We start from the raw sequence: 20,617 nt of genomic DNA, 5'->3' as shown, positions 1-20,617 counted from the left end.
ATGGACCTCTTCGACCTCGTGCTTGAACCCTTGAGCTACGACTTCATGGTGCGCGCCATCATCACCACGGCGCTCGCGGCCATCGTCTGTGCCGTGCTGAGCTGCTGGCTGGTGCTCATCGGCTGGTCACTCATGGGCGACGCCGTCTCCCACGCCGTGCTGCCCGGCGTCGTCCTGGCCTACATCGTCGGGGCGCCGTTCGCGATCGGGGCGCTGGTCTTCGCGCTGATCGCCGTCACCCTGATCGGGGTGGTTCGGAACACCAGCCGGGTCAAGGAGGACGCCGCGATCGGCATCGTGTTCAGCTCGCTGTTCGCCCTGGGCCTGGTGCTCATCTCCGTCACGCCGAGCCAGACCGACCTCAACCACATCATCTTTGGCAACCTGCTGGGCGTCAGCATTCCGGACCTCATCCAGGTGCTGGTGCTGGGCGTGGTGGCGTTCGCCATCCTCATCCTCAAGCGCCGGGACCTGACGCTGTACGCCTTCGACCCCACGCACGCCCACGCCATCGGCCTGTCACCGAAGCGGCTGGGGGCGCTGCTGCTGGGCCTGCTGGCGCTGACCTCTGTGGTGGCCCTGCAGACCGTGGGTGTCGTGCTGGTGGTGGCCATGCTGATCATCCCCGGAGCCACGGCGTACCTGCTGACGGACCGCTTCTCCCGCATGCTGGTGATCGCCCCCGTGATCTCGGCGGTGTGCTCGATCACCGGCATCTACCTGAGCTACTACCTCGACACCGCCTCGGGCGCGATGGTGGTGCTCACCCAGGGTGTGGTGTTCGCCGCGGTCTACCTCTTCAGCCCGCGCCAGGGACTGATCGGCACCCGGCTGGCGAAGGCCCGACGCAGGAAAGCGGTAGCGCTCGCCGTCTGAGGACTCCGGCGGTAGCGCTCGCAGTCTGGGGACTCCGACGGCGGCGCTTGACGCGGGGGGCCCGGCCGGGCAGGCTGGAGCGATGAAGTCCTAACCAGCAGCGCCCATTTCTTCGGACCCCGTTAGGACTTTTCCCTTGACTGAACATCTTTCCCTGACCGGCGTCACCCATGGCTACGGCGACCGCCGGCTTTTTACCGACGTCCATCTCTCCGTCGGTGCCGGTGAACATGTGGCCGTCGTCGGCGAGAACGGCGCCGGAAAATCGACCCTGCTCCGCATCCTGGCCGGGATCGAGGCCCCGGACGAAGGCACTGCCGTCAGCCACGGCCGCGTCGGCTACCTGGCCCAGACCACCGGCCTGCCGGCGACGTTCACCGTGGGCGACGCCGTCGACGATGCGCTGGCGTCACTCCGCGCCCTGGAGGCGGAGCTGGACGGCCTGGAAGCCGGCCTGGCCGATGCCGACGAGGAGCTGCTGGAACGCTACGGCAACCTGCAGACCCAGTACCAGCTCCGGGAAGGCTATGCCGCGGAGTCGCGGGTGGAAGCGGCACTGGACCGCCTTGGACTGGGCGGGCTGGACCGGCGGCGGACGCTGGGTTCGCTCTCCGGCGGTGAGCAGCACCGGGTGGCGCTGGCCTGTGTGCTCGCAGATCCCGCGGACATCCTCCTCTTCGACGAACCCACCAACCATCTGGACGCCAGCGGAACGGCCTGGCTCGAGGCGCGGCTGGCCGCCCACCGGGGGACCGTCGTCGTGGTCTCCCACGACCGGGCGCTGCTGCGCACGGTGGCGTCCTCCATCATCGAGGTGGACGCCGAACGGTGCGCCGTCAATCGCTACGGGAACGGCTACGAAGGGTACCTGCGGGAGAAGGCCGCAGAGCGTGAGCGCTGGGTGCAGCAATACCGCGGCTGGCTGGACGCGATGGCCGCCGAACGGCTTCAGGCGGACACCGTAGCCGGGAAGATGGGCTACGCCCGCCGCCGCGACGGCGACAAAATGGGCTTCGACTTCAAAGCCGGCACCTGGCAGCGGGCGGCCAGCAGCAAGGTCCGCAACGCCCAGGAACGGCTGCGCCGGCTCGAAGCCAGCCCGGTGGACCGCCCGCCGGTTCCCTTGAAACTGGCGGTGGACCTCCAGCAGCCCGGGCAGCCCGGCGTCGGTGAAGGAGCGGCTCCCGGCGCGGGTGGCGCCACCGCCGGCGCCGGCGAGAGCGACGACCCTGCGCTGGAAGTCCGCGGCGTGGAGGTGCACGGGCGGCTGGAACGGACGGATTTCCGGGTGGAGGCCGGCCAAAAGATCCTGATCACGGGTCCCAACGGTGCCGGTAAATCCACGCTGCTGTCCGTCCTCGCGGGCACGCTGGAGCCGGACGCGGGCACGGTGGAACGGCACGGCCGGATCGGCTATCTGCAGCAGGAACTGGAGCCGCCGCTCCGCCCCGGGCAACGGCTTCTCCCGGCCTTCGTGTCCGGCCTGGGCGGCAACATTGACGAGCATGCCGAGGCGCTGCTGCGGCTGGGCCTCTTCCGGACCACCGAATTCCACGTTCCGGTCGGCAGCCTTTCCGCCGGTCAACAGCGCCGGCTGGCCCTTGCCCGGCTTCTGCTTGGCGGCTACGGAACGATGCTGGTTGATGAACCCACCAACCACCTGGCGCCCGTGCTGGTAGAACAGCTGGAAGCGGCACTGTCGGAGTTCGGCGGAACGCTCATCATGGTGAGCCACGACCGCGCCCTGGGGGAGTGGTTCAACAAATGTGCGGCACGCGGGGCCGGAAGCTGGCTGCGGTACACCATGCGGGACGGCGCGCTCGTCTAGCTCCGGGACTGTGCGGGCCACGGAAGAGGGCCCCAAAAACGGTGAGGTTTGCGTTAAGGGATCGTTACTCCCTGCGCGCCGGGCCGAAACAACTGCGGAGCAGGATGGAAGGGAGTCAGTGATTCCCACGCTCAAGTAGCACCCGCGCGGTCCGCCGCCGGGCCTACCCAGCCGGCCGAAAGGATCCGTCCCGTGATCACCAAGAACCTTTTCCTGCAGGGCGTCTTCCCCTTTGTGGGGGCCGGACTTGAAAAGCCCGCTCCCATCCACCGTGAGCTCGCGCACTTCGTTCCGGACGGAATCATCAACCAGACACTCTACTTTCGCGGCGGCAACTCCAGTTCCGAGCTGATCACCGTGGTCCTGATGCGCGACGGCGTGCCCATGCGGTATTTCCCTATCGGCGCCAAGAGCGACGTCCACGTGCCGCTCCGCGTGGTGGAGGACATTGAGGGCGGCTCCGTGATCGAGGTGTACCTTCTGGCGGCAGACGGCGTCACGGGCTTCGTGGTCGTCGACCTGGGCATGGTGGAACACTGATGACAGCAACCCTCGATAGTCGCCAGCGCGGGCCCCTTCCGAAGGGCAAGGTCCCGCAGGGCAAGCCGAACGACCGCCGTCGGCTGGTGGTGATCGGCAACGGCATGGCCGGTGCCCGGGCAGTGGAAGAGATCCTGGCCCGCGGCGGCGCCGAACAGTTCACCATCACCATGTTCGGAGACGAGCCGTACGGCAACTACAACAGGATCATGCTCAGCCACGTCCTCTCCGGCGAGGAAAGCGACGCGGACATCTTCCTAAACTCCCTGCACTGGTACCAGGACAACGACATCACGCTCCACGCAGGCGTCCGGGTGGAACGGATCGACCGCTTCACCAAATATGTCTTCGCCAATAACGGCCACGTGGTGCCGTACGACGTGCTGATCATCGCCACGGGCAGCCAATCGTTCATGCCGCCGATGGACGGCCTGTATACGCCCAGCGGCTCGATCAAACCCGGCGTTTTCACGTTCCGCACCATTGACGACACCCGCAACATGGTCCAGCACGCGCAGCACGATCACCACCACACGGCCGTGGTGATCGGCGGCGGCCTCCTGGGCCTGGAAGCCGCGCGGGGGCTCCAAAGCCATGGCATCGACGTCGACGTGGTGCACTCCGGCGGCCACCTCATGAATGCCCAGATGGGACCCGACGGCGGAGCCATCCTCCGGCGGAGCGTGGAGGCCCTCGGAATACGGGTGCACACCGGAAGCCGCACCACCGCGGTCCTGGGTGCGGATAAAGTCACGGGCGTCCGGCTGCGGGACAAGCCGGACATCAGCTGCGACATGGTGGTGGTGGCCGCAGGAATCCGGCCCAACGTGGATCTCGCCGTGCTCAGCGGACTGCACGTGGAACGCGCCATCGTGGTGGATGACCAGCTGCGGGTGGTGGACGAGGACGACATCTATGCGGTGGGCGAATGCGTCCAGCACCGCGGCGAGGTCTACGGCCTGGTGGCACCGCTGTGGGAACAGGCCGTGGTGCTCGCCGACCACGTGACCGGCGCTGACACTTCCTCGGTATACCTGGGATCCCGCATCGCCACGAAACTCAAGGTGGCCGGCGTCGAGGTCGCGTCCATGGGCCTGCAGGGCCCGGAGCGGGACACGGACGAGCACATCGTGTTCTCCGAGCCCAGCCGCGGCGTGTTCAAGTCCATCGTCATCCGGGACAACAAGATGGTGGGCGCCACCCTGCTCGGTGACAGCCGCAAGGTGGCCTACCTGACCCAGGCCTTCGACAAGGGGCTGCCCCTGCCGGAGGAGCGGATCTCGCTGATGTTCGACCTGGGCGGCCCCGCGGAGGAACAGGGCGTGGCCGAACTCGACGACGACGCCCAGGTCTGCAACTGCAACGGCGTCAGCAAGAAGTCACTCGTGGACGTGGTCAAGGGCGGGTGCAACACCCTGACCGGAGCCATGGACGCCACCCGGGCAGGCAAAGGCTGCGGTTCCTGCAAGCTGCTGGTGAAGCAGGTGGTGGAATGGGCTGCCGACGGCGCGGTGGAGGAGGACCCCGCCGCCAGCTTCTACGTGCCGGGCATTCCACTGGACAAGACCTCGCTGATGGCGGCCATCCGCAAACAGGGACTCCGCTCCGTGTCCGCCGTGTTCGCAGCGCTGGCGCCGGGCAGCGCCGAGGACGCGAAATCCAAAATGGGCCTCGCTTCACTCATGAAGATGATGCTCGCGGACCAGTACATCGACGAGCGGGACGCCCGGTTCATCAACGACCGCGTGCACGCGAACATCCAGCGCGACGGCACGTTCTCCGTGGTGCCGCAGATGAAGGGCGGCGTGACGTCCGTGCAGCAGCTGCGCCGGATTGCCGACGTCGCCGAGAAACACAACATTCCGCTGATCAAGCTGACCGGCGGGCAGCGCATCGACCTGCTGGGCGTGCCCAAGGAGGACCTGCCACAGGTCTGGGCGGACCTGGACATGCCTTCCGGCTATGCCTACGGGAAGAGCTTTCGTACCGTCAAAACCTGCGTGGGCAAGGACTTCTGCCGCTACGGCACCGGCGACTCCACCAAGCTGGGCATCGAGATCGAATCGCGGTTCCAAGGGATCGAGGCACCGGCCAAGCTGAAGCTGGCCGTCTCGGGCTGCCCGCGGAACTGCGCCGAGTCGCTGGTCAAAGACGTGGGCGTGGTGGCGGTGGAAGGCGGCCGCTGGGAGATCTATATCGGGGGAGCGGCCGGCGCCCACATCCGCAAGGGCGACCTCCTCGCCACCGTCGGGGACCCCGAGGAAGTCAAGGTGCTGACCGGCCGGTTTATGCAGTACTACCGGGAGAACGCCAACTGGCTCGAGCGGACCTACTCGTTTGTGCCACGGGTGGGCATTGACCGCATCCGTGCCGTGGTGGTGGACGACGCGGAAGGCCTCGCAGCCGGGTTGGACGCCGCCATGCAGGCGTCCGTGGACAGCTACGTGGATCCCTGGACCGAACGGGACGATCCGCTCACACCCGGTCAGTTCCGCACTTCGCTGCCGCTCACGGTGCTTCCCCAGGTTCCGGTCCGATGAATGCCGGCCACAACCTGGGCCCCGTAAGCCAGGTCCCCTTCGGGGAGGGGAGGGCGTTCGGCGTCGACGGCGAACAGGTGGCGGTGTTCCGGCTCCGGGACGGCAGCCTGCGGGCCCTGTCCGCTGTCTGCCCACACAAGGGCGGCCCGATCGCGGACGGCACCATCGACCAGGACGTGGTCCTGTGCCCGCTGCATCAGAACGCCTTCAGGCTGGACACCGGGTGCTCCACCACCGGTGCCGAACCTCTGACTAGCTACGACGTCCAGATCGATAATCATCAGAATATTATTCTGCGAACCTCCGCAAGGTAGCTAAATTAATTCGGCATATCCTGTTTCTACTGTTGTCTGCGTCACTGACGGTTCCGCGGGCCTTGTAAACTGGGGAGGCCGCGCAACCTTCGACGCCTTGCGAGTTTGGTCCGGATAATTGCCCCAGATGAGGGACAAACCCGAATTATCCGGACAATAGCTCTGCGTTCCTGAGCCGGCCATACTCCGACCCACAAGGAACAGTTGTGCCACAAAGTACCCCAACAGAACTTAAGAGCCCGACGGCGCAATCCGCCGTCGTCGACTCCACCCTCAGTGCCGAGGGCTACAAGAAGTCCCTGAGCGGCCGCCAGGTCACCATGATCGCCATGGGCGGCGCCATCGGCGTCGGCCTCTTCATGGGTGCCGGCGGACGCCTGGCCTCCACGGGCCCCGCACTGATTTTCTCCTACGCCATTGCCGGCGTCATCGCTTACCTGTTGATGCGCGCCCTGGGCGAGCTCATCATGTACCGCCAGACGTCGGGCTCGTTCGTCAGCTACGCCGGCGAAATGTTCGGCAAGAAGGGCGCGTATGTGTCCGGCTGGATGTACTTCATCAACTGGGCCATGACCGGCATCGCCGAGCTCATCGCCATCGGCCTGTACTTCCAGTTCTTCTTCCCGAACGTGCCGGTTGAACTGACCGCCATCGCCGCCCTGCTGCTGCTCGTGGGCGTGAACCTCATGAGCGTGAAGGCGTTCGGCGAATTCGAATTCTGGGCGTCCTGCCTCAAGGTCGGCGCCATCCTCATCTTCCTGGCCGTAGGCACCTTCATGGTGGTCACCAACGCCCAGGTGGGCGACGGCCACGCCTCGGTCAACAACCTCTTCGCAGCCGAAGGCGGAATGTTCCCCAAGGGTGCGCTGGTGATGATCCTGGTCCTGAACGCCGTGATCTTTGCCTACAACGGGATTGAGCTCGTCGGCATCACGGCCGGTGAAATGCAGGATCCGGCCAAGGAAGTGCCCAAAGCGATCCGCGCCGTGGTCTTCCGCATCGTGGTGTTCTATGTCGGTTCCGTCACGCTGCTGGCCATGCTGCTGCCCTCGGACCAGTACGTGGCAGGCACCTCGCCGTTCGTCACCGTGTTCGGCCAGATGGGCCTGGGCTGGATGGGCGATGTCATGAACATGATCGTCATCACCGCCGCGCTCTCCTCCTGCAACTCGGGCCTGTACTCGATCGGCCGGATCTTCCGCACCATGGCCAACAACGGCCACGCTCCGGAGTGGCTGACCCGGATGTCCAAGAGCCACGTGCCGTACGCGGCCATCCTGGCCATCGGCGGCGTCTACCTCGTCGGCATCCTGCTGAACATCTGGCTGGGCGGCTCCCACGCGTTCGACCTCGCGCTCAACTCCGCATCAATCGGCGTGATCTTCACCTGGGGCGCCATCTTCGCCAGCCAGATCGCGCTGCGCAAAACGAAGGGCAAGGTCTCGTCCCTGCCCGCGCCCGGCGGAACCTGGAGCAGCTGGGCCGGCCTGGTTGCCCTGCTGGCCATCACCGTGCTGATCGGCTTCGACACCATGACCAGCAAGACCGGTGAGGTCTTCCACCTCGGCCTGTGGACCCTCGCCACCATCCCGTTCTTCGTGCTGGTGCTGTGGCTTGGCTGGAAGAAGGTCAAGGACAACGAGCCGAAGAGCGAGCTCTTCAGCTAGCCACTTGCCGGCGGCACGCCGCGTCGTGGAAGTACGACGGCGGCAAGTACGACGACGGCGGCGGTCACCTCACAAGGTGGCCGCCGCCGTCGTTCTCCCCGGGGGAGCGCGAACGGACACTTCGCGCACGGGGGTTCAGCCCTTCAGGTACCGGGCGAAATGGTCTTCGATCCGTTGCCAGGCTTCTGCAGCCGCGTCCGGGTCCGGCTTGATGCCCATCACCCGGAACAACGGGCGGAGGAGCCGGGGGCCCTCCTCGGCGTCATTCATGAAGGCGTGGCCGGCGCCGTCGAATTCCTTGATGTCGTGCTCGATGCCCAGGTTCTCCAACGTTGCTTCGAGTTTCGCTGCGGCTCCGGGCAGGGAGCGGTCCGCGTTGCCGAAGTTGCCCACCACGGGGCAAGCCCCCGCCAAGGCGTCTTCCGGATTCTTCGGCAGCCTGCCGTAGTTGACGGCGGCGGCGTCAAAGCCTTTGTTGGCGAGCAGCAGGGCGAAGCCGCCGCCCATGCAGAAGCCGATTACGCCCACCTTGCCGTTGGTCCGGCCGGACTTCTCCAGCCAGGCCTGCGCAATGGCCAGGTCCGTGAAGGCCTGGCCGGAGCCGGACGCCATCGACCGCATGGTGGAGACTATGCAACGCCGCATGCCGCCGTTGCTGAAAAGGTCCACCGCCAACGTCAGGTAGCCGGCGGCTGCCAGCCGGTCCGCCTGGCGGCGTGAAATGTCGTTGAGGCCGAATGCTTCGTGGATCATCAGGACGGCGGGGAACGGGCCCGGTCCCGGTGGCTCGGCCAGGTACCCGCGCAGGTTCGGGGATCCGGTTCCGGCGGCGCCTGAGGGCGTGGCCGCGGTACTGCCGGCACCGCTGAGGTCGATGATCGTCATGGTGCGGACCTTCCGTTGGCGGTTGCTGTCCACCCGAGAATCTCACAAAAACGGCGGGCATCCCCCAAAGGAATGCCCGCCGTTTTTCCAGGACAGTGGCCGTGGCCGCCGCCTGTGGTGCTTTAGTCTCTTTTGAACTCGTCCTTCACGTTTTCGCCAACTTTCTTGGCGTCGGCAACAACCTGGTCCTTCTGACCCTCTGCGCGCAGACGGTCATTGTCCGTGGCGTTGCCGGCCGCTTCCTTGGCCTTGCCGCCAAGGTGCTCTGCTTCGTTCTGAATTTTGTCTCCGATACCCATGGTGTGTTCCACCTCTCGTTTCCGGTAAAAAACTAAGCATATTCACCCTAGCACGAAGCATGCTTACTAAATCAAGCGGGCCGGAGCGGGCGCCCCTCCGCCACTTTCGGCGCGTCCGCGCAGCGTTCAGTGCAGCGCCGCCGCTGACGCTTGTCGGCGCTCCCGGATAGGCTCGAAGGCATGGACCACAAGACCACGCTCACGCATCACGTCAATGCCAGTCCGGACAAGGTCTGGACCGTGATCTCGGACATCCCGGGCTCCGCCGCCACGCTCTCCGGAGTCGACTCCATCCAGATGCTCAGCGAGGGCGCATACGGTGAAGGGACCCGGTGGAAGGAAACCCGGACCATGATGGGCCGGGCGGAAACCGTCGAGATGTGGGTGTCCCAGGCTGAGCCGCCGTCGCCCACGCGGGCCGGAACCACCACGGTCAAGGCGCTCCAGGGCGGTGCCGACTACACCACGCGGTTCATCCTCGCGGAGCGGGACGGCGGGACCGACCTCACGCTGACCTTCGGCGCCAAAGTGGTCAGGCCCACCCTTCTTAGCAAGGTCATGCTGGCACTGTTCGGCAGGATCGGCATGAGCATCACCCGGAAGGCGCTGGCCAAGGACGTCGCCGAGATTGCAGCGAAGGCCGAGTCCCTCTGATGGCGGACGGTCGCGCGGCAGGAAGGGCAACCAAGGCGCCCAAGGTGACGGCCCCCAGGCTTTCCCCGGTCAGGCTGGAGGAGTTGCGGGACGATCCCGCGCCGGATTTCCAGCGGGGCGGGCGGTACGACGGCCTCAGGTTTAGCCGCGCCGATGCCGACGGCCTCGAGCTCAGCGGCACGGATTTCGCCGAGTGCGCATTTGAAGGGGTCTCCTTCAATGAGACGCAGCTGCGCGGCGCGACGTTCCGGGACTGCGTCCTGGCCGAAATGTACTCCCCGGTGCTGACCGCGGCGCGGGCCACGCTGCGGGATGTGGAGATCGGCAATCCCCGGTGGGGTTCGGCGGAGCTGTACGAGAGCGGCTGGACGTCGGTGCGGATCGACGGCGGGAAGCTGGACTACGTGAACCTGCGCGGCTCACGGCTCACGGATGTGCAGATCAGCGACTGCATCATCAATGAGCTGGACCTGGGCTCGGTGACGGGAACCCGGGTGGCGCTGAAGAACTGCACCATCGGCACGCTCGACCTCGCCGGTGCCAAGCTCAAGGACTTCGACCTCCGCGGCACGGATTTCCGCACCATCAGCGGACTCGGAAGCCTGTCCGGTGTGGTGATCGACGACTACCAGCTGAGCCTGCTGGCGCCGCTGCTGGCAGCCCACCTTGGCGTCACTGTCCTGTAAGTACCGGGAACTTGGTTGACCCCTTGCGGCCGCAGTGTAATCTTTATAGAACGAACGGTCGGTAAATTAGTCGCCAGGCTCTTGCCGCCGCAGATGACATTGCCGTTAATCGCGTGAAGGGTGTTTCCATGGCCTCAGCAGTAGCAGGACCGCAGGCATTTTTGGTGGGCGGTGCCCGCACACCGGTGGGCCGCTACGGAGGGGCGCTTTCAGCGGTCCGCCCCGACGACCTTGCCGCACTCGTGGTCCGCGAGGCCGTCGCCCGCGCCGGCCTTGACCCGGATTCCATCGACGAAGTGATCCTCGGCAACGCCAACGGCGCCGGCGAGGAAAACCGCAACGTGGCCCGCATGGCCACCCTGCTGGCCGGGCTTCCCCTCCACATCCCCGGCATCACGGTCAACCGGCTGTGCGCCTCCGGCCTGAGCGCCATCATCATGGCCAGCCACATGATCAAATCAGGAGCCGCGGACATCGTCATTGCCGGCGGCGTTGAATCCATGAGCCGGGCGCCCTGGGTTCAGGAAAAACCGCAGACGGCGTTCGCGAAGCCCGGCGCCATCTTCGACACGTCCATCGGCTGGCGGTTCGCCAACCCGCTGTTCCAGAAGGGCGAGCTGTCCCGGGACGGCAAAATGACGTACTCCATGCCGGAAACCGCCGAGGAAGTGGGCCGGGTGGACGGCATTTCCCGAGAGGACGCCGACGCCTTCGCGGTCCGCTCCCATGAACGTTCGCTCGCGGCCATCGCCGCCGGCCGGTTCAAGGACGAAATCGTCCCGGTGACGGTGAAGACCCGCAAGGGCGAAACCGTGGTTGACACGGACGAGGGCCCCCGCGCCGGGACCACCATGGACGTGCTCGCCGGGCTGCGCCCCGTGGTCAAGGGCGGCTCGATTGTCACGGCCGGCAACTCCTCCACGCTGAATGATGGCGCCTCCGCCATTATCGTGGCGTCCGAGGCGGCCATCCGGAAGCTCGGCCTCACCCCGCGGGCGCGCATCGTTGACGGCGCCTCCGCCGGCTGCGAACCCGAGATCATGGGCATCGGCCCCGTCCCCGCCACCCAGAAAGTCCTGGGCCGGAGCGGCTACAGCGTGGGCGACCTCGGCGCCGTCGAACTTAACGAAGCGTTCGCAACCCAGTCGCTTGCCAGCATGCGCCGGCTCGGGCTGGATCCGGAGATTGTGAACCGCGACGGCGGCGCCATCAGCCTCGGACATCCGCTCGGTTCCAGCGGCTCACGGATCGCCATCACCCTGCTGGGACGGATGGAACGCGAGGACGCCAAGCTGGGCCTCGCCACCATGTGCATCGGCGTCGGCCAGGGCACCGCGATGCTGCTGGAGCGCGTGTAATGCCGGCCCCGGGAAGCGCGAACGGACACTTGAGCACGCTGGACTTCAAAACCCTCCTGGTCGAGGAGCGGGAGGACCGCGTGGTGGTGCTCCTCAACCGCCCCGAGGTCCGGAACGCCATCGACCAGCAGATGGTGGACGAGCTCCACATCGTCTGCGCCGCGCTGGAACAGAACCCCAAGGTGCTCATCATTGCGGGCCCGGACGGCGTCTTCGCCTCGGGCGCGGACATCGCCCAGCTGCGTGAACGTCGCCGGGACGATGCCCTGCAGGGCATCAACTCCACGATCTTCGTCCGGATCGCGAAGCTGCCCATGCCCGTGATTGCGGCGCTGGACGGCTACTGCCTGGGCGGCGGCGCGGAGCTGGCGTACGCCGCGGACTTCAGGATCGGAACGCCCAGCGTCCGCATCGGCAACCCCGAAACCGGCCTGGGCATCCTCGCCGCGGCCGGTGCCAGCTGGCGGCTGAAGGAACTTGTGGGCGAACCCGTTGCCAAGCAGATCCTGCTGGCCGGCCTGGTGCTGCGGGCCGAACAGGCCCTCGCCGTCAACCTCATCACCGAGATCCACGAAGCCCCCGTCCTCATGGACGGCGCGCATAGCCTGGCGGACCGCATTGCGCGGCAGGATCCGCTGGCCGTGCGGATCACCAAGTCCGTGTTCCATGCCCCCGCCGAGGCACACCCGCTGATCGACCAGCTGGCACAGGGGATCCTTTTCGAATCCCAGGCGAAGTTCGACCGGATGCAGGCCTTCCTGGATAAGAAAACAGTCAAGAAGACAGATAAGAAAACCGCCAAGAATTCAGACCAGCAAGACGGGACGAAGTAACCATGAGCAATTCCGTACTTCCGGCGGGCCTTCCCGCCACGGTGGGCGTCCTCGGCGGCGGCCGGATGGGGGCGGGCATCGCCCACGCCTTCCTGATCAACGGTGCCAACGTCCTGGTGGTGGAGCGGGACGAGGCCTCGGCCGAAGCCGCACGGGAACGGGTGGAGTCCGCGGCCGCCAAGAGCATCGAGCGCGGCGCCACGGACGGCAACCTGGACGAAATGGTGTCGCGGCTCTCAGTGACGGTGGACTATGACGACTTCAAGGACCGCGAGCTGGTGGTTGAGGCCGTTCCGGAGGACTGGGAGCTGAAGGTCGCCTCCCTCCGGGAAATCGAGGCGCGACTATCCGACGACGCCTACCTCGCCTCCAACACGTCGTCCCTGTCCGTGAACGGACTGGCCCGCGAACTCAAGCGCCCGGGGAACTTCCTGGGCCTGCACTTCTTCAACCCGGTACCCGCGTCCACGCTCATCGAGGTGGTGCTCGGCGAGCAGACGTCCCCGGACCTGGCCGCTGCGGCGAAAAGGTGGGTGGAGGCGCTCGGCAAGACCGCCGTCGTCGTCAATGACGCTCCCGGCTTTGCCTCGTCGCGCCTTGGCGTGGCCATTGCCCTGGAAGCCATGCGCATGGTGGAGGAAGGCGTCGCGTCCGCCGAGGACATCGACAACGCCATGGTGCTGGGCTACAAGCACCCCACCGGCCCGCTGCGGACCACGGACATTGTGGGCCTGGACGTCCGGCTGGGCATCGCGGAGTACCTGCAGTCCACCCTGGGGGAGCGCTTCGCTCCGCCGCAGATCCTCCGCGACAAGGTGGCCCGCGGCGAACTGGGCCGGAAGACCGGCAAGGGATTCTTCGACTGGCCGGCTTAGGGCCTGCGGCGAAGGGCCCGCGGCCTTAGGGGTCCGGGCCTAGCGCCCGGCCCGCGCGTCGAGGGCGGACTTCAGGCCGTTCATTGCGGGGTCCCGGAGTGACATGAACGCCGGCTTCATGAACGGTTCAATGAGCCTGAGCGCGCCCTTGAGCTGGAATTCGGCCGTGTATTGCACCGTGCAGCCGGTCCCGTCCGGGGAGACGTCGATCGAGTCCTCGGATATGACCGTTTTGTTTTCGCCCCGGAGCTTGATGTGGTTGCCGGTCAGCTCCACCACCTCGTAGATGAGGGTCTGCCGCTTGCCACGGAATTCCGCTTCGGCGTGGTACCGGTGGCCCACGGCGACGGGGCCCTCGGAGAGCTTCTTCACCACGGGGGTGCCCGGATCCCACTCCGCGGTGTGCTCGAAGGCCGACAGGTAGTTGAAGGCTTCCTCTGCCCCGAGGGGAGAGCTGACGGTTCCCGCTACTGTGATCATCCCAACAGCCTAGCCGCTGCCCCTAGGATGGTCCGGTGACTTCCATCGATCCCATCACGCTGACCGGTCAACACGTCGTTCTCGAACCGCTGAGCCACGCGCACCACGACGGCCTGGTGGAGGCTGCCCGCGACGGTGAACTCTGGAAGCTCTGGTACACAACCGTGCCCGGACCGGAGGGCATGGCCGCGGAGATCGACCGCCGCCTCCGGCTCCAGGAAGCCGGCTCCATGCTCCCGTTCACCACGCGACTCCTTGATCCCGCCGCCGGTGGTCCCGGCCGGGTGATCGGGATGACCACGTACATGAATATCGACGCCGCCACTCCCCGCGTGGAGATCGGTTCCACGTGGAATGCGGCTTCTTCGCACGGCACGGGGACGAACGCGGACTCCAAGCTGCTCCTGCTCCGGCATGCCTTTGAAACGCTGGGGTGCCCGGCCGTCGAGTTCCGGACGCACTGGCTCAACCACCAGTCCCGGGAGGCGATCGCGCGGCTGGGAGCGAAGCAGGACGGCGTACTGCGCAGCCACACCCGGACGGCTGACGGGCAGCTCCGGGACACTGTGGTGTTCTCGATCCTCGAACATGAGTGGCCCATGGTCCGTGCCGGCCTGGAGTTCAGGCTGGCCAAGCAACGCTAGGGCCGGCGCCCCCGGGGCGGGGAGCCCTGGCCCGCGCGGTCCGGCGTGGTCCGGCCCTACCTCGCCAAGGTGCCCGGCTTGACGTCGCTCATCACGGCCGTGGCATAGGCGCGGTGCCCGGTGGGAGTGGGGTGGAAGTTGGAATCCGCCAGAGGATTCCCGCCGTCGTACGCGATCCACGGATCGGCGGAGTTCACGGCATGCCCGGCAAACCTCGCTGTGACGTCGACGAACTGCGCGTTCGCCCCGTAAGCATTGGCACTGGAGACTGCCGTGGCGATGGCGGCATTGAGCTTGTCCGTGGCCTGGTTGATCAGCCGCTGTTCGTCCACGGAGAAGTACGGATTCCCGTCAGCCGGCTCGAACAGCCGCGGATACCCCAGGACAGCGATCTTCGCGGACGGAGCCGCCGTGTGAATCTGCCCGTAGATGTAAGCGAGCGCCTCACCCACCTGACCCATCCCGCTTTCGGAAGACGCCACAGCACCGGCGCACACTTCAACGCCGTAGGCCGCGCAGGCACCCAGCACCTGACTCACCCCGGCGTCGTTGGCTCCGGCGGTGATGGTGACTATTCCGGTGGAGGGATTCAGTTTCCCTGCGCCGACGAGGCCCGTGAGCTGGGTGGTGACGCTGATTTGTTTCTGGAGCGGGTCATCGCCCGAAAAAAGGAGTGCCCCGTGGCAGGCGGCATTGACCACCAGGGACACTCGGCCTGTTTTGTCGACGTCGGCAACATACCCCGGGCTGCTCTGCCAGCACGTCGCTTCGGGTGGTCTGACGGCCGCACCCGCACCGGTTCCCGCGGTGTAGGAGTCACCTACCGCGATGTAATCAAGTCCCCCCGCAGGCACCGCTCCCGCGGGCCCTGCCGCGGTTCCCAGGGCCAGGGCCAGCGTTGCCAGGCCGGCAGCGTACGCCGCGTGCCGCCGTCGTAATATCCGGTCACTCATCAGTTTCCCCTTTGTTCTGATCTGTGCACCGGGCTTTTGGGCCGCGGGCCGCGGCCAAGCCGCAAGTACGCCCAACGGTACCCGGCCGCCCGCCCGCCGGACACAGGCCGGAATACCCGTTTATTCGCCGGGCGCCACCCCATTTTCCGGCCGGTACCCGTGCCGGATGCCGGGGGTCTGTGATTAGCTGTCTGGATGGAACAGCCTGGACAGCCCGTGAACTGGGACGGAGCCGTGAATGCATGGCGCATTTCCGGCAGCGTGTTCCGGATGGGGCGCCGGGAATGGGTCACCGAGACGGGCTGGAAACAGGCGTACGACGACGGCGTCCGCACCGTGATCGACCTCCGGAACCCCTCGGAACACGGACTGAGGGACACGGACCCCGCCGTTGGCGCGGAGGTGCTGGCGGCGTTCGACGTGGTGCATGCGCCCACGGAGGATCCGGACCACCCGGAGTTCAAAGAGTTGTGCTCCCCGTACCTCAATGATCCTGCCTGCTACGCGGCCAACGCCCGGCTATTTCCGGAAAAGCTCGTGGCCGTCTTCAAGGCGGTTGCCGCGGCCCCCGCCGGTGTGGTGGTCCACTGCTCGGCGGGCCGTGACCGCAGCGGAATGGTGGCGGCGATGCTCCAGGACCTTTCCGGTGCCGGTGACCATGAGATTGTGTCCGGTTACCAGGCGGCCATGCGGGGCATCAATGAGCGGCACCGGCTTGTGGGTCCGCCGCACAAGCACGAGCGCTACCTGGCGGAGGAGGTGCTGGTGCCGCTCCTGGAGAAGCGCGGCGGCGGAGTCCTGGAATTCGTCCGCGGCCTTGATACCCGGAACTATCTCTTGCGGCACGGGGTCACCGTGGCCGAGCTTGCTGCCATCCGCTCGCGGCTGGCAGCAAGGGTGACGACGTAAACACACAATGGGGGACACCTTGACGCATCATTCCGGCCGGAACCCGTTCAACCGCGCCCTGGGGCTGGCCGCTTGTGCCGCCCTGGCGTTCGGCGGCACCTTCCTGGCTGTTCCCGCCGTCGCAGAGTCCGGTTCGCCGGTTCCCGACCCCTCCGTGTCGGCGCCGGCCGCAGCCACCCCGCACCCAGCCACCCCGACCACCGCCGCGCCTGCACCTGCGTCCGCGGCGACTGCTACCACCGCCGCGACCGCACCGCCCGCCGCGGGCGGTTCCGCACCCGCCATCAGCGACGCCGGCCTGACGGAGGCCATCCTCCGCGACCTGGGCATGACACTGGAGCAGTTCAACGCCGCCGGTGACCAGGGCAAACGCGCGGCCGACGCCGTCGCCTCCTTGCGCGGATTGCCCGGCTACGTGGGAATCAGCTTGAAAGACGGCCGGATTGTGGTCGAGGGCAGCGGCCCGGAGCTCGAAACCCGGATGGCTGAACTCAACGCCGCGGGACCCGGGGATTTTGTGCTTGTGGCGTCCAGCGCGGCGCCTGCGCCTCCGGCCGCACCGGAACGCGTCGCGGCCAGCACGGACCAGCTGTTCAAGGACTACGTCCGCGAGGTCGGCGCCGCAGGCCTTCAGGCTGTGGCATACGCCAACGGCAGCTTTGTGATCCGCACCGGCGGCACCAACCAGCCGGAGGCCGAAGGCGCCCCGGCCAACCCGGCCAACCCCGGACCCTCAGCGGCCTCGCCTTCACCGTCCGAATTCGTGGCGCGCTACTCGAACGTCCGCCTGGAGGAGGGCGCACCCCTTGCCCCGGAGGAGGACTTCTTCGGCGGGCAAGGCTATGTCCTCAACAACGGCGTCATCTGCTCCGCCGGTTACGGTGCGTACAGCCCGGACGGGAAACCGCTGGTCCTGACTGCCGGCCACTGCACCGAAGACGGCACCCTCACAACAGCCAACGTGGAGAGTCCGGAATCGCCCGCTAACAGACTGCTCGGCACCCTGGGCTACAGCCAGTTCGGCGGCCCGGGCAACTCGTGGATCACCGGCGACGAGGCCAACCCCGGAAACGTGGGCACGGACATCGCCGTGATCGGGGACATCCGGCCGGGCCTCGACGTCCAGCCCGCAACCACCCGCTGGGATGCGCCCACGGATCCAGGATCCACGGCCGTGAAGATCATCGGAACCGCATCGCCGTCCCCCGGACAAGCCGTCTGCCGGTCCGGCCGGACCGCCCGCTGGTCCTGCGGCACCGTGGACGAAGTGGGCATCTACGTCGTGGGCGGTTTCACCGCCGACCCGTCCGACCTCCGGGCCTTCCGCGGCTTCCTGTCCACCTCCGTCCAGTCCAGCGGCGGCGACTCCGGCGGACCTTGGATCAGCGGTAATTTCGCCGTCGGCACCCACTCCGCGGGGGACCAGGTCGTTCCCGGCCAGCCGATCAACAACTTTGCCGTTGCCACCACGCTGGAGGATGCCATGACCCGGCTTCCCGGCGTGCAGCTTCAGCTGTTCCTGAACAAACCCCTGCTCACGGAGCCGGCCGACGGCGGCGGAGTGGCACTCGGCCAGGCCATCACCGGGAAGGTCCCCGCGGCCCCCGCCTCCGCCGTCGCCGCGGGTTCGAAGGTCCGCATCACCGTGCCCGGGCAGGAACCTGTGGAGGTGCCCGTGGACGCCGCCGGGCAATGGCAGTTCACAGCCCCCTCACCGGCCGGCCGGCTGCGGTTTACCGCCGAAACGGTGAACGGCTTCAGCCACTCCGGAGCCAGCAGCTTCGACGTCACAGTGCTGCCTTCGGAGCTCCCGGCCCCTGCCATTGCCAGCCCGGCCGCGGGTGCCGCGCTCACGGCCCTGGAACGCATTGAGGGCACCGGAACGCCCGGTGCCACGGTGGAACTTTCCGGCGACGCCGCCGGGCAGGCCGTGGTGGGGCTGGACGGCAAATGGGCAGTGCCGGTGACAGGCGAGGCGAGGTACGGATCCTTCACCGTCAACGCGGTGCAGACCGCCCGGGGCGTCGCCGCGAGCCCGGCGGCGAGCCGGACGTTCACGGTGATGCCGCCATCGCCTGTGATTGCCAGCATCCGCGACGGTCAGCACTTCGCCCACGACGCCGTTCCCCGGAACATCACCGGGTCAGCGCTGAAGGGCGCGGCAGTGACCGTCACGGTGGATGGCGTCCCGGTGCAGGCCGCCTCGGACGGGACCTGGAGCGCGCCGTTGCCGGCGGGGCTCGCGACCGGCACCCACAACGTGACAGTCAGCCAATCGGTCGACGGCGTGGCTTCCGCGCCGGTGAACCTCACCTTCGTGGTTGACCCGGCACCGGTGGTTGTTCCCGCCGGCATAACCCCGGCAGCCATCTCAGGGCAGTTGCCGGCCACCGGCGCCGACGGCCTGCTCACTGCGGCCGGTGTCGGGGCAGGCGTGCTGCTGCTCGGCGGTGTTGTCCTGGTCCTTGCCAGGCGACGCTCCCGCCGGTAGGCAGCCCCCCGGCGCTGAACCCGTCCCCCGAACCTGCCCCTTGAGCCGGAAGCCGTTACTGGAAATCGGCCTGCCAAAGGTCCGGGCCGGCTTCACGAAGGTAAACGGGCCGCAGAGGTAAATACTCGGCGGCGTGGCTGCTCAGCTTTCCGCGGCCAATTCACCCCGCGCAATGCTGTCCGATGAATGCGCGGGGTTGCCGTCGAACGGCTCGTTGGACACATCAACGATGGGGTACTGGGCAAGGTCGAGGCCGGCGGGGATGGCGAAGACGCCGGGCTCGCCGTCCAGCACGCCAAGGCTGACCAGCTTGGAGAGGTCCGGCGAGATCACCCACACCTCACGGTAACCGCTGATTTGCCCCTCCGAGAGCTGCACCACCAGCTGGCGTGTGCCGTCGGGAAGCTCCTCCACCAGGGCCTTGCCGCTGGCGGTGTAGGACTTGAGGGGCTGCAGGGGAGCCTGGGCAATGACCACTGCCTGCGGGGCCGTCGGCGTAGGTGAAGGCACTGCTTCCGGCCCTTGTCCAAGGACGTTGTAGCCGGCCCACACTGCGGCAGCGCCCACCACGATCCCTGCGGCCGCGGCCATGGCCACCCACCGCCGGGCACCCGAAGCTGTTCCGGGGGATCCGTTCCGCCTTGCCGAACCCGGCCTCGCGCCCCCGGCGCGCCGCCGGAGAGGCGTCGGCGCGGCGACAGGCTCCGAGGCCGCCTGCTCCGCTCTGACCTGTTCCGCGGTGGCAGGCACGGTGGCGACTGTCGCCGTCGAGCCGGCGCCCGCCGTCGTCCTTCCCGCCGTCGTCGTCCGTTCCGTCGTCGTGCCTTCCGCCGCCGTCGTGCTCCCCGTCGTGCCTCCGGCGGGGGCCGGCCTGCTTAACGGGTCCTGCGCCTGCTCGGGGGAGAGGCCCAATGCCTGATGGATGGCTGCCCAGGTGTGCGGTCCGGGCGTGGCCAGTTCCACTTCCGCGGGATCCACGGTGGCGGCGCGGACGGTGCGTTCCAGGGCCGCCAGAGTGCCCGCGCATTCACGGCAGAACGCCAGGTGGTCAGCCTCGGCCGGCGTGAGGGCGGGTTCACCGAGGGCCATCAGGCTCAGCTGCTCATCGTCAAGATGCTTCATGGCCCACCTCCAGGCGGGTGCGCATCCGCGAAAGGCTGCGACGGATGTGGCTCTTGACGGTGCCGAGTGGCAGCTGCAGGCGCGACGAAATCTGATCGTGCGTGAGGTCCTCGTAGAACGCCAGCTTCATGATCGCCTTCTGTGGATCGCCCAACCGCTCCAGCTCTTCCTCCAAGGTTATGCGGTCGGCCACGGCTTCCACGTCAGCAGCCACCGGTCCGGCGCCGCGCTCATCGCCGACGAACTGCCCCGCAGCATGTTCCAGCTCCTGCCGGCGCATCCGGGCGGACAGCGCATCGGAGATGGCATTACGCGTGATCCCCACCAGCCAGGCAGGAAGCCGCGCGGCCTCGGGCCGGTAGCTGAGGCGTGACTTCCAGGCGCGGATGAAGACTTCCTGCGTGACGTCGTCGGCCGCTGCGCGTTCCCCCAGCGACCGCAGCGCCAGCGTGTAGACGAGCGGGCTCAGCCGCCGGTAGGCCTCGGCAAGGGCCGCTTCCTGCCCGGCCGCGAACGCATGATCGAGAGCGGCGTCCCAATCGTGCGGGCCGGGAGGCGTCATCAATGGCTCCTTCGAGCGGCAGTGAGACCTGTGGAACCACATTATGCCGTGCCCGCTGGCGCTAGGCCATAGTACGGGGCCTTGACCGCCGACTCCGCAGC

The 20,617-nt window shown here is 67.3% G+C and carries 20 protein-coding genes; 14 read left to right on the top strand and 6 right to left on the bottom strand.

Annotation, left to right across the window (positions count from 1 at the left end; genetic code table 11):
* The 6 genes from ARTH_RS16620 (at position 1) to ARTH_RS16595 (ending at position 7,765) form a co-directional block, all read left to right on the top strand.
* The gene (locus ARTH_RS16620; protein ID WP_011693105.1) at positions 1 to 876 is read left to right on the top strand and encodes a metal ABC transporter permease; all 876 of its coding nucleotides are present in this window, start codon (positions 1 to 3) and stop codon (positions 874 to 876) included.
* A gap of 136 nt (positions 877 to 1,012) precedes the next feature.
* Positions 1,013 to 2,704, top strand: a complete 1,692-nt coding sequence (locus ARTH_RS16615) for an ABC-F family ATP-binding cassette domain-containing protein (RefSeq protein WP_011693104.1) — start codon at positions 1,013 to 1,015, stop codon at positions 2,702 to 2,704.
* 192 nt (positions 2,705 to 2,896) lie between these two features.
* Positions 2,897 to 3,244 carry a hypothetical protein gene (locus ARTH_RS16610; RefSeq protein ID WP_011693103.1) on the top strand — a complete coding sequence of 116 codons (348 nt, stop codon included), beginning with the start codon at positions 2,897 to 2,899 and terminating at the stop codon, positions 3,242 to 3,244.
* Positions 3,244 to 5,784: a nitrite reductase large subunit NirB gene (gene nirB, locus ARTH_RS16605; RefSeq protein ID WP_011693102.1), complete on the top strand. Its 2,541-nt coding sequence runs from the start codon at positions 3,244 to 3,246 to the stop codon at positions 5,782 to 5,784. Before ARTH_RS16610 ends, nirB begins: the two co-directional genes overlap by 1 nt.
* Positions 5,781 to 6,098: a Rieske (2Fe-2S) protein gene (locus tag ARTH_RS16600; RefSeq protein ID WP_011693101.1), complete on the top strand. Its 318-nt coding sequence runs from the start codon at positions 5,781 to 5,783 to the stop codon at positions 6,096 to 6,098. The genes nirB and ARTH_RS16600 overlap by 4 nt, the downstream gene beginning before the upstream one ends.
* 206 nt (positions 6,099 to 6,304) lie before the next feature.
* The gene (locus ARTH_RS16595) at positions 6,305 to 7,765 is read left to right on the top strand and encodes an amino acid permease (protein ID WP_011693100.1); all 1,461 of its coding nucleotides are present in this window, start codon (positions 6,305 to 6,307) and stop codon (positions 7,763 to 7,765) included.
* 135 nt (positions 7,766 to 7,900) lie between these two features.
* Here the strand turns inward: ARTH_RS16595 and ARTH_RS16590 are convergent, their stop codons facing one another.
* A complete protein-coding gene (locus ARTH_RS16590) occupies positions 7,901 to 8,650 on the bottom strand; it encodes a dienelactone hydrolase family protein (protein WP_011693099.1) in 750 nt (249 codons plus the stop codon).
* 122 nt (positions 8,651 to 8,772) lie between these two features.
* Positions 8,773 to 8,949, bottom strand: coding sequence for a CsbD family protein (locus ARTH_RS16585; protein ID WP_011693098.1), 177 nt, complete (start codon positions 8,947 to 8,949; stop codon positions 8,773 to 8,775).
* A 180-nt stretch (positions 8,950 to 9,129) separates the two neighbouring features.
* Here ARTH_RS16585 and ARTH_RS16580 point away from each other — a divergent pair, with 180 nt between their 5' ends.
* From ARTH_RS16580 to ARTH_RS16560, 5 genes are all read left to right on the top strand, one after another.
* Positions 9,130 to 9,603, top strand: a complete 474-nt coding sequence (locus ARTH_RS16580; RefSeq protein ID WP_043429993.1) for an SRPBCC family protein — start codon at positions 9,130 to 9,132, stop codon at positions 9,601 to 9,603.
* Positions 9,603 to 10,289, top strand: coding sequence for a pentapeptide repeat-containing protein (locus tag ARTH_RS16575; protein ID WP_011693096.1), 687 nt, complete (start codon positions 9,603 to 9,605; stop codon positions 10,287 to 10,289). The genes ARTH_RS16580 and ARTH_RS16575 overlap by 1 nt, the downstream gene beginning before the upstream one ends.
* 128 nt (positions 10,290 to 10,417) lie before the next feature.
* Entirely contained in the window at positions 10,418 to 11,647 is a 1,230-nt protein-coding gene (locus tag ARTH_RS16570) for a thiolase family protein (RefSeq protein ID WP_011693095.1), read from the top strand.
* Positions 11,647 to 12,480, top strand: coding sequence for an enoyl-CoA hydratase/isomerase family protein (locus ARTH_RS16565; protein WP_011693094.1), 834 nt, complete (start codon positions 11,647 to 11,649; stop codon positions 12,478 to 12,480). Before ARTH_RS16570 ends, ARTH_RS16565 begins: the two co-directional genes overlap by 1 nt.
* Before the next feature lie 2 nt (positions 12,481 to 12,482).
* Positions 12,483 to 13,355, top strand: coding sequence for a 3-hydroxyacyl-CoA dehydrogenase family protein (locus ARTH_RS16560; RefSeq protein WP_011693093.1), 873 nt, complete (start codon positions 12,483 to 12,485; stop codon positions 13,353 to 13,355).
* A 39-nt stretch (positions 13,356 to 13,394) separates the two neighbouring features.
* Here ARTH_RS16560 and ARTH_RS16555 read toward each other — a convergent pair whose 3' ends face one another.
* Entirely contained in the window at positions 13,395 to 13,835 is a 441-nt protein-coding gene (locus ARTH_RS16555; protein ID WP_011693092.1) for an SRPBCC family protein, read from the bottom strand.
* A 35-nt stretch (positions 13,836 to 13,870) separates the two neighbouring features.
* Between ARTH_RS16555 and ARTH_RS16550 the strand changes: the two genes are divergently transcribed.
* Positions 13,871 to 14,479, top strand: a complete 609-nt coding sequence (locus ARTH_RS16550) for a GNAT family N-acetyltransferase (RefSeq protein WP_011693091.1) — start codon at positions 13,871 to 13,873, stop codon at positions 14,477 to 14,479.
* 56 nt (positions 14,480 to 14,535) lie between these two features.
* On the opposite strand, the gene ARTH_RS16545 is transcribed toward ARTH_RS16550, so the two are convergent.
* The gene (locus ARTH_RS16545) at positions 14,536 to 15,432 is read right to left on the bottom strand and encodes an SGNH/GDSL hydrolase family protein (protein ID WP_011693090.1); all 897 of its coding nucleotides are present in this window, start codon (positions 15,430 to 15,432) and stop codon (positions 14,536 to 14,538) included.
* A 195-nt stretch (positions 15,433 to 15,627) separates the two neighbouring features.
* Here ARTH_RS16545 and ARTH_RS16540 point away from each other — a divergent pair, with 195 nt between their 5' ends.
* Together ARTH_RS16540 and ARTH_RS16535 are read left to right on the top strand one after the other, a co-directional pair.
* Entirely contained in the window at positions 15,628 to 16,341 is a 714-nt protein-coding gene (locus ARTH_RS16540) for a tyrosine-protein phosphatase (protein WP_011693089.1), read from the top strand.
* A gap of 19 nt (positions 16,342 to 16,360) precedes the next feature.
* Positions 16,361 to 18,832, top strand: a complete 2,472-nt coding sequence (locus tag ARTH_RS16535) for a S1 family peptidase (protein ID WP_011693088.1) — start codon at positions 16,361 to 16,363, stop codon at positions 18,830 to 18,832.
* A 141-nt stretch (positions 18,833 to 18,973) separates the two neighbouring features.
* Here the strand turns inward: ARTH_RS16535 and ARTH_RS16530 are convergent, their stop codons facing one another.
* Positions 18,974 to 19,954, bottom strand: coding sequence for an anti-sigma factor domain-containing protein (locus ARTH_RS16530; RefSeq protein WP_011693087.1), 981 nt, complete (start codon positions 19,952 to 19,954; stop codon positions 18,974 to 18,976).
* Positions 19,941 to 20,516 carry an RNA polymerase sigma factor gene (locus ARTH_RS16525; RefSeq protein ID WP_011693086.1) on the bottom strand — a complete coding sequence of 192 codons (576 nt, stop codon included), beginning with the start codon at positions 20,514 to 20,516 and terminating at the stop codon, positions 19,941 to 19,943. Before ARTH_RS16525 ends, ARTH_RS16530 begins: the two co-directional genes overlap by 14 nt.
* Positions 20,517 to 20,617: the final 101 nt, after the last annotated feature.

It is taken from the genome of Arthrobacter sp. FB24 (assembly GCF_000196235.1).
GTDB lineage: Bacteria > Actinomycetota > Actinomycetes > Actinomycetales > Micrococcaceae > Arthrobacter.
Note: the sequence above shows the minus strand (reverse complement) of the source record. Positions and strands in the feature narration are given on the sequence as shown.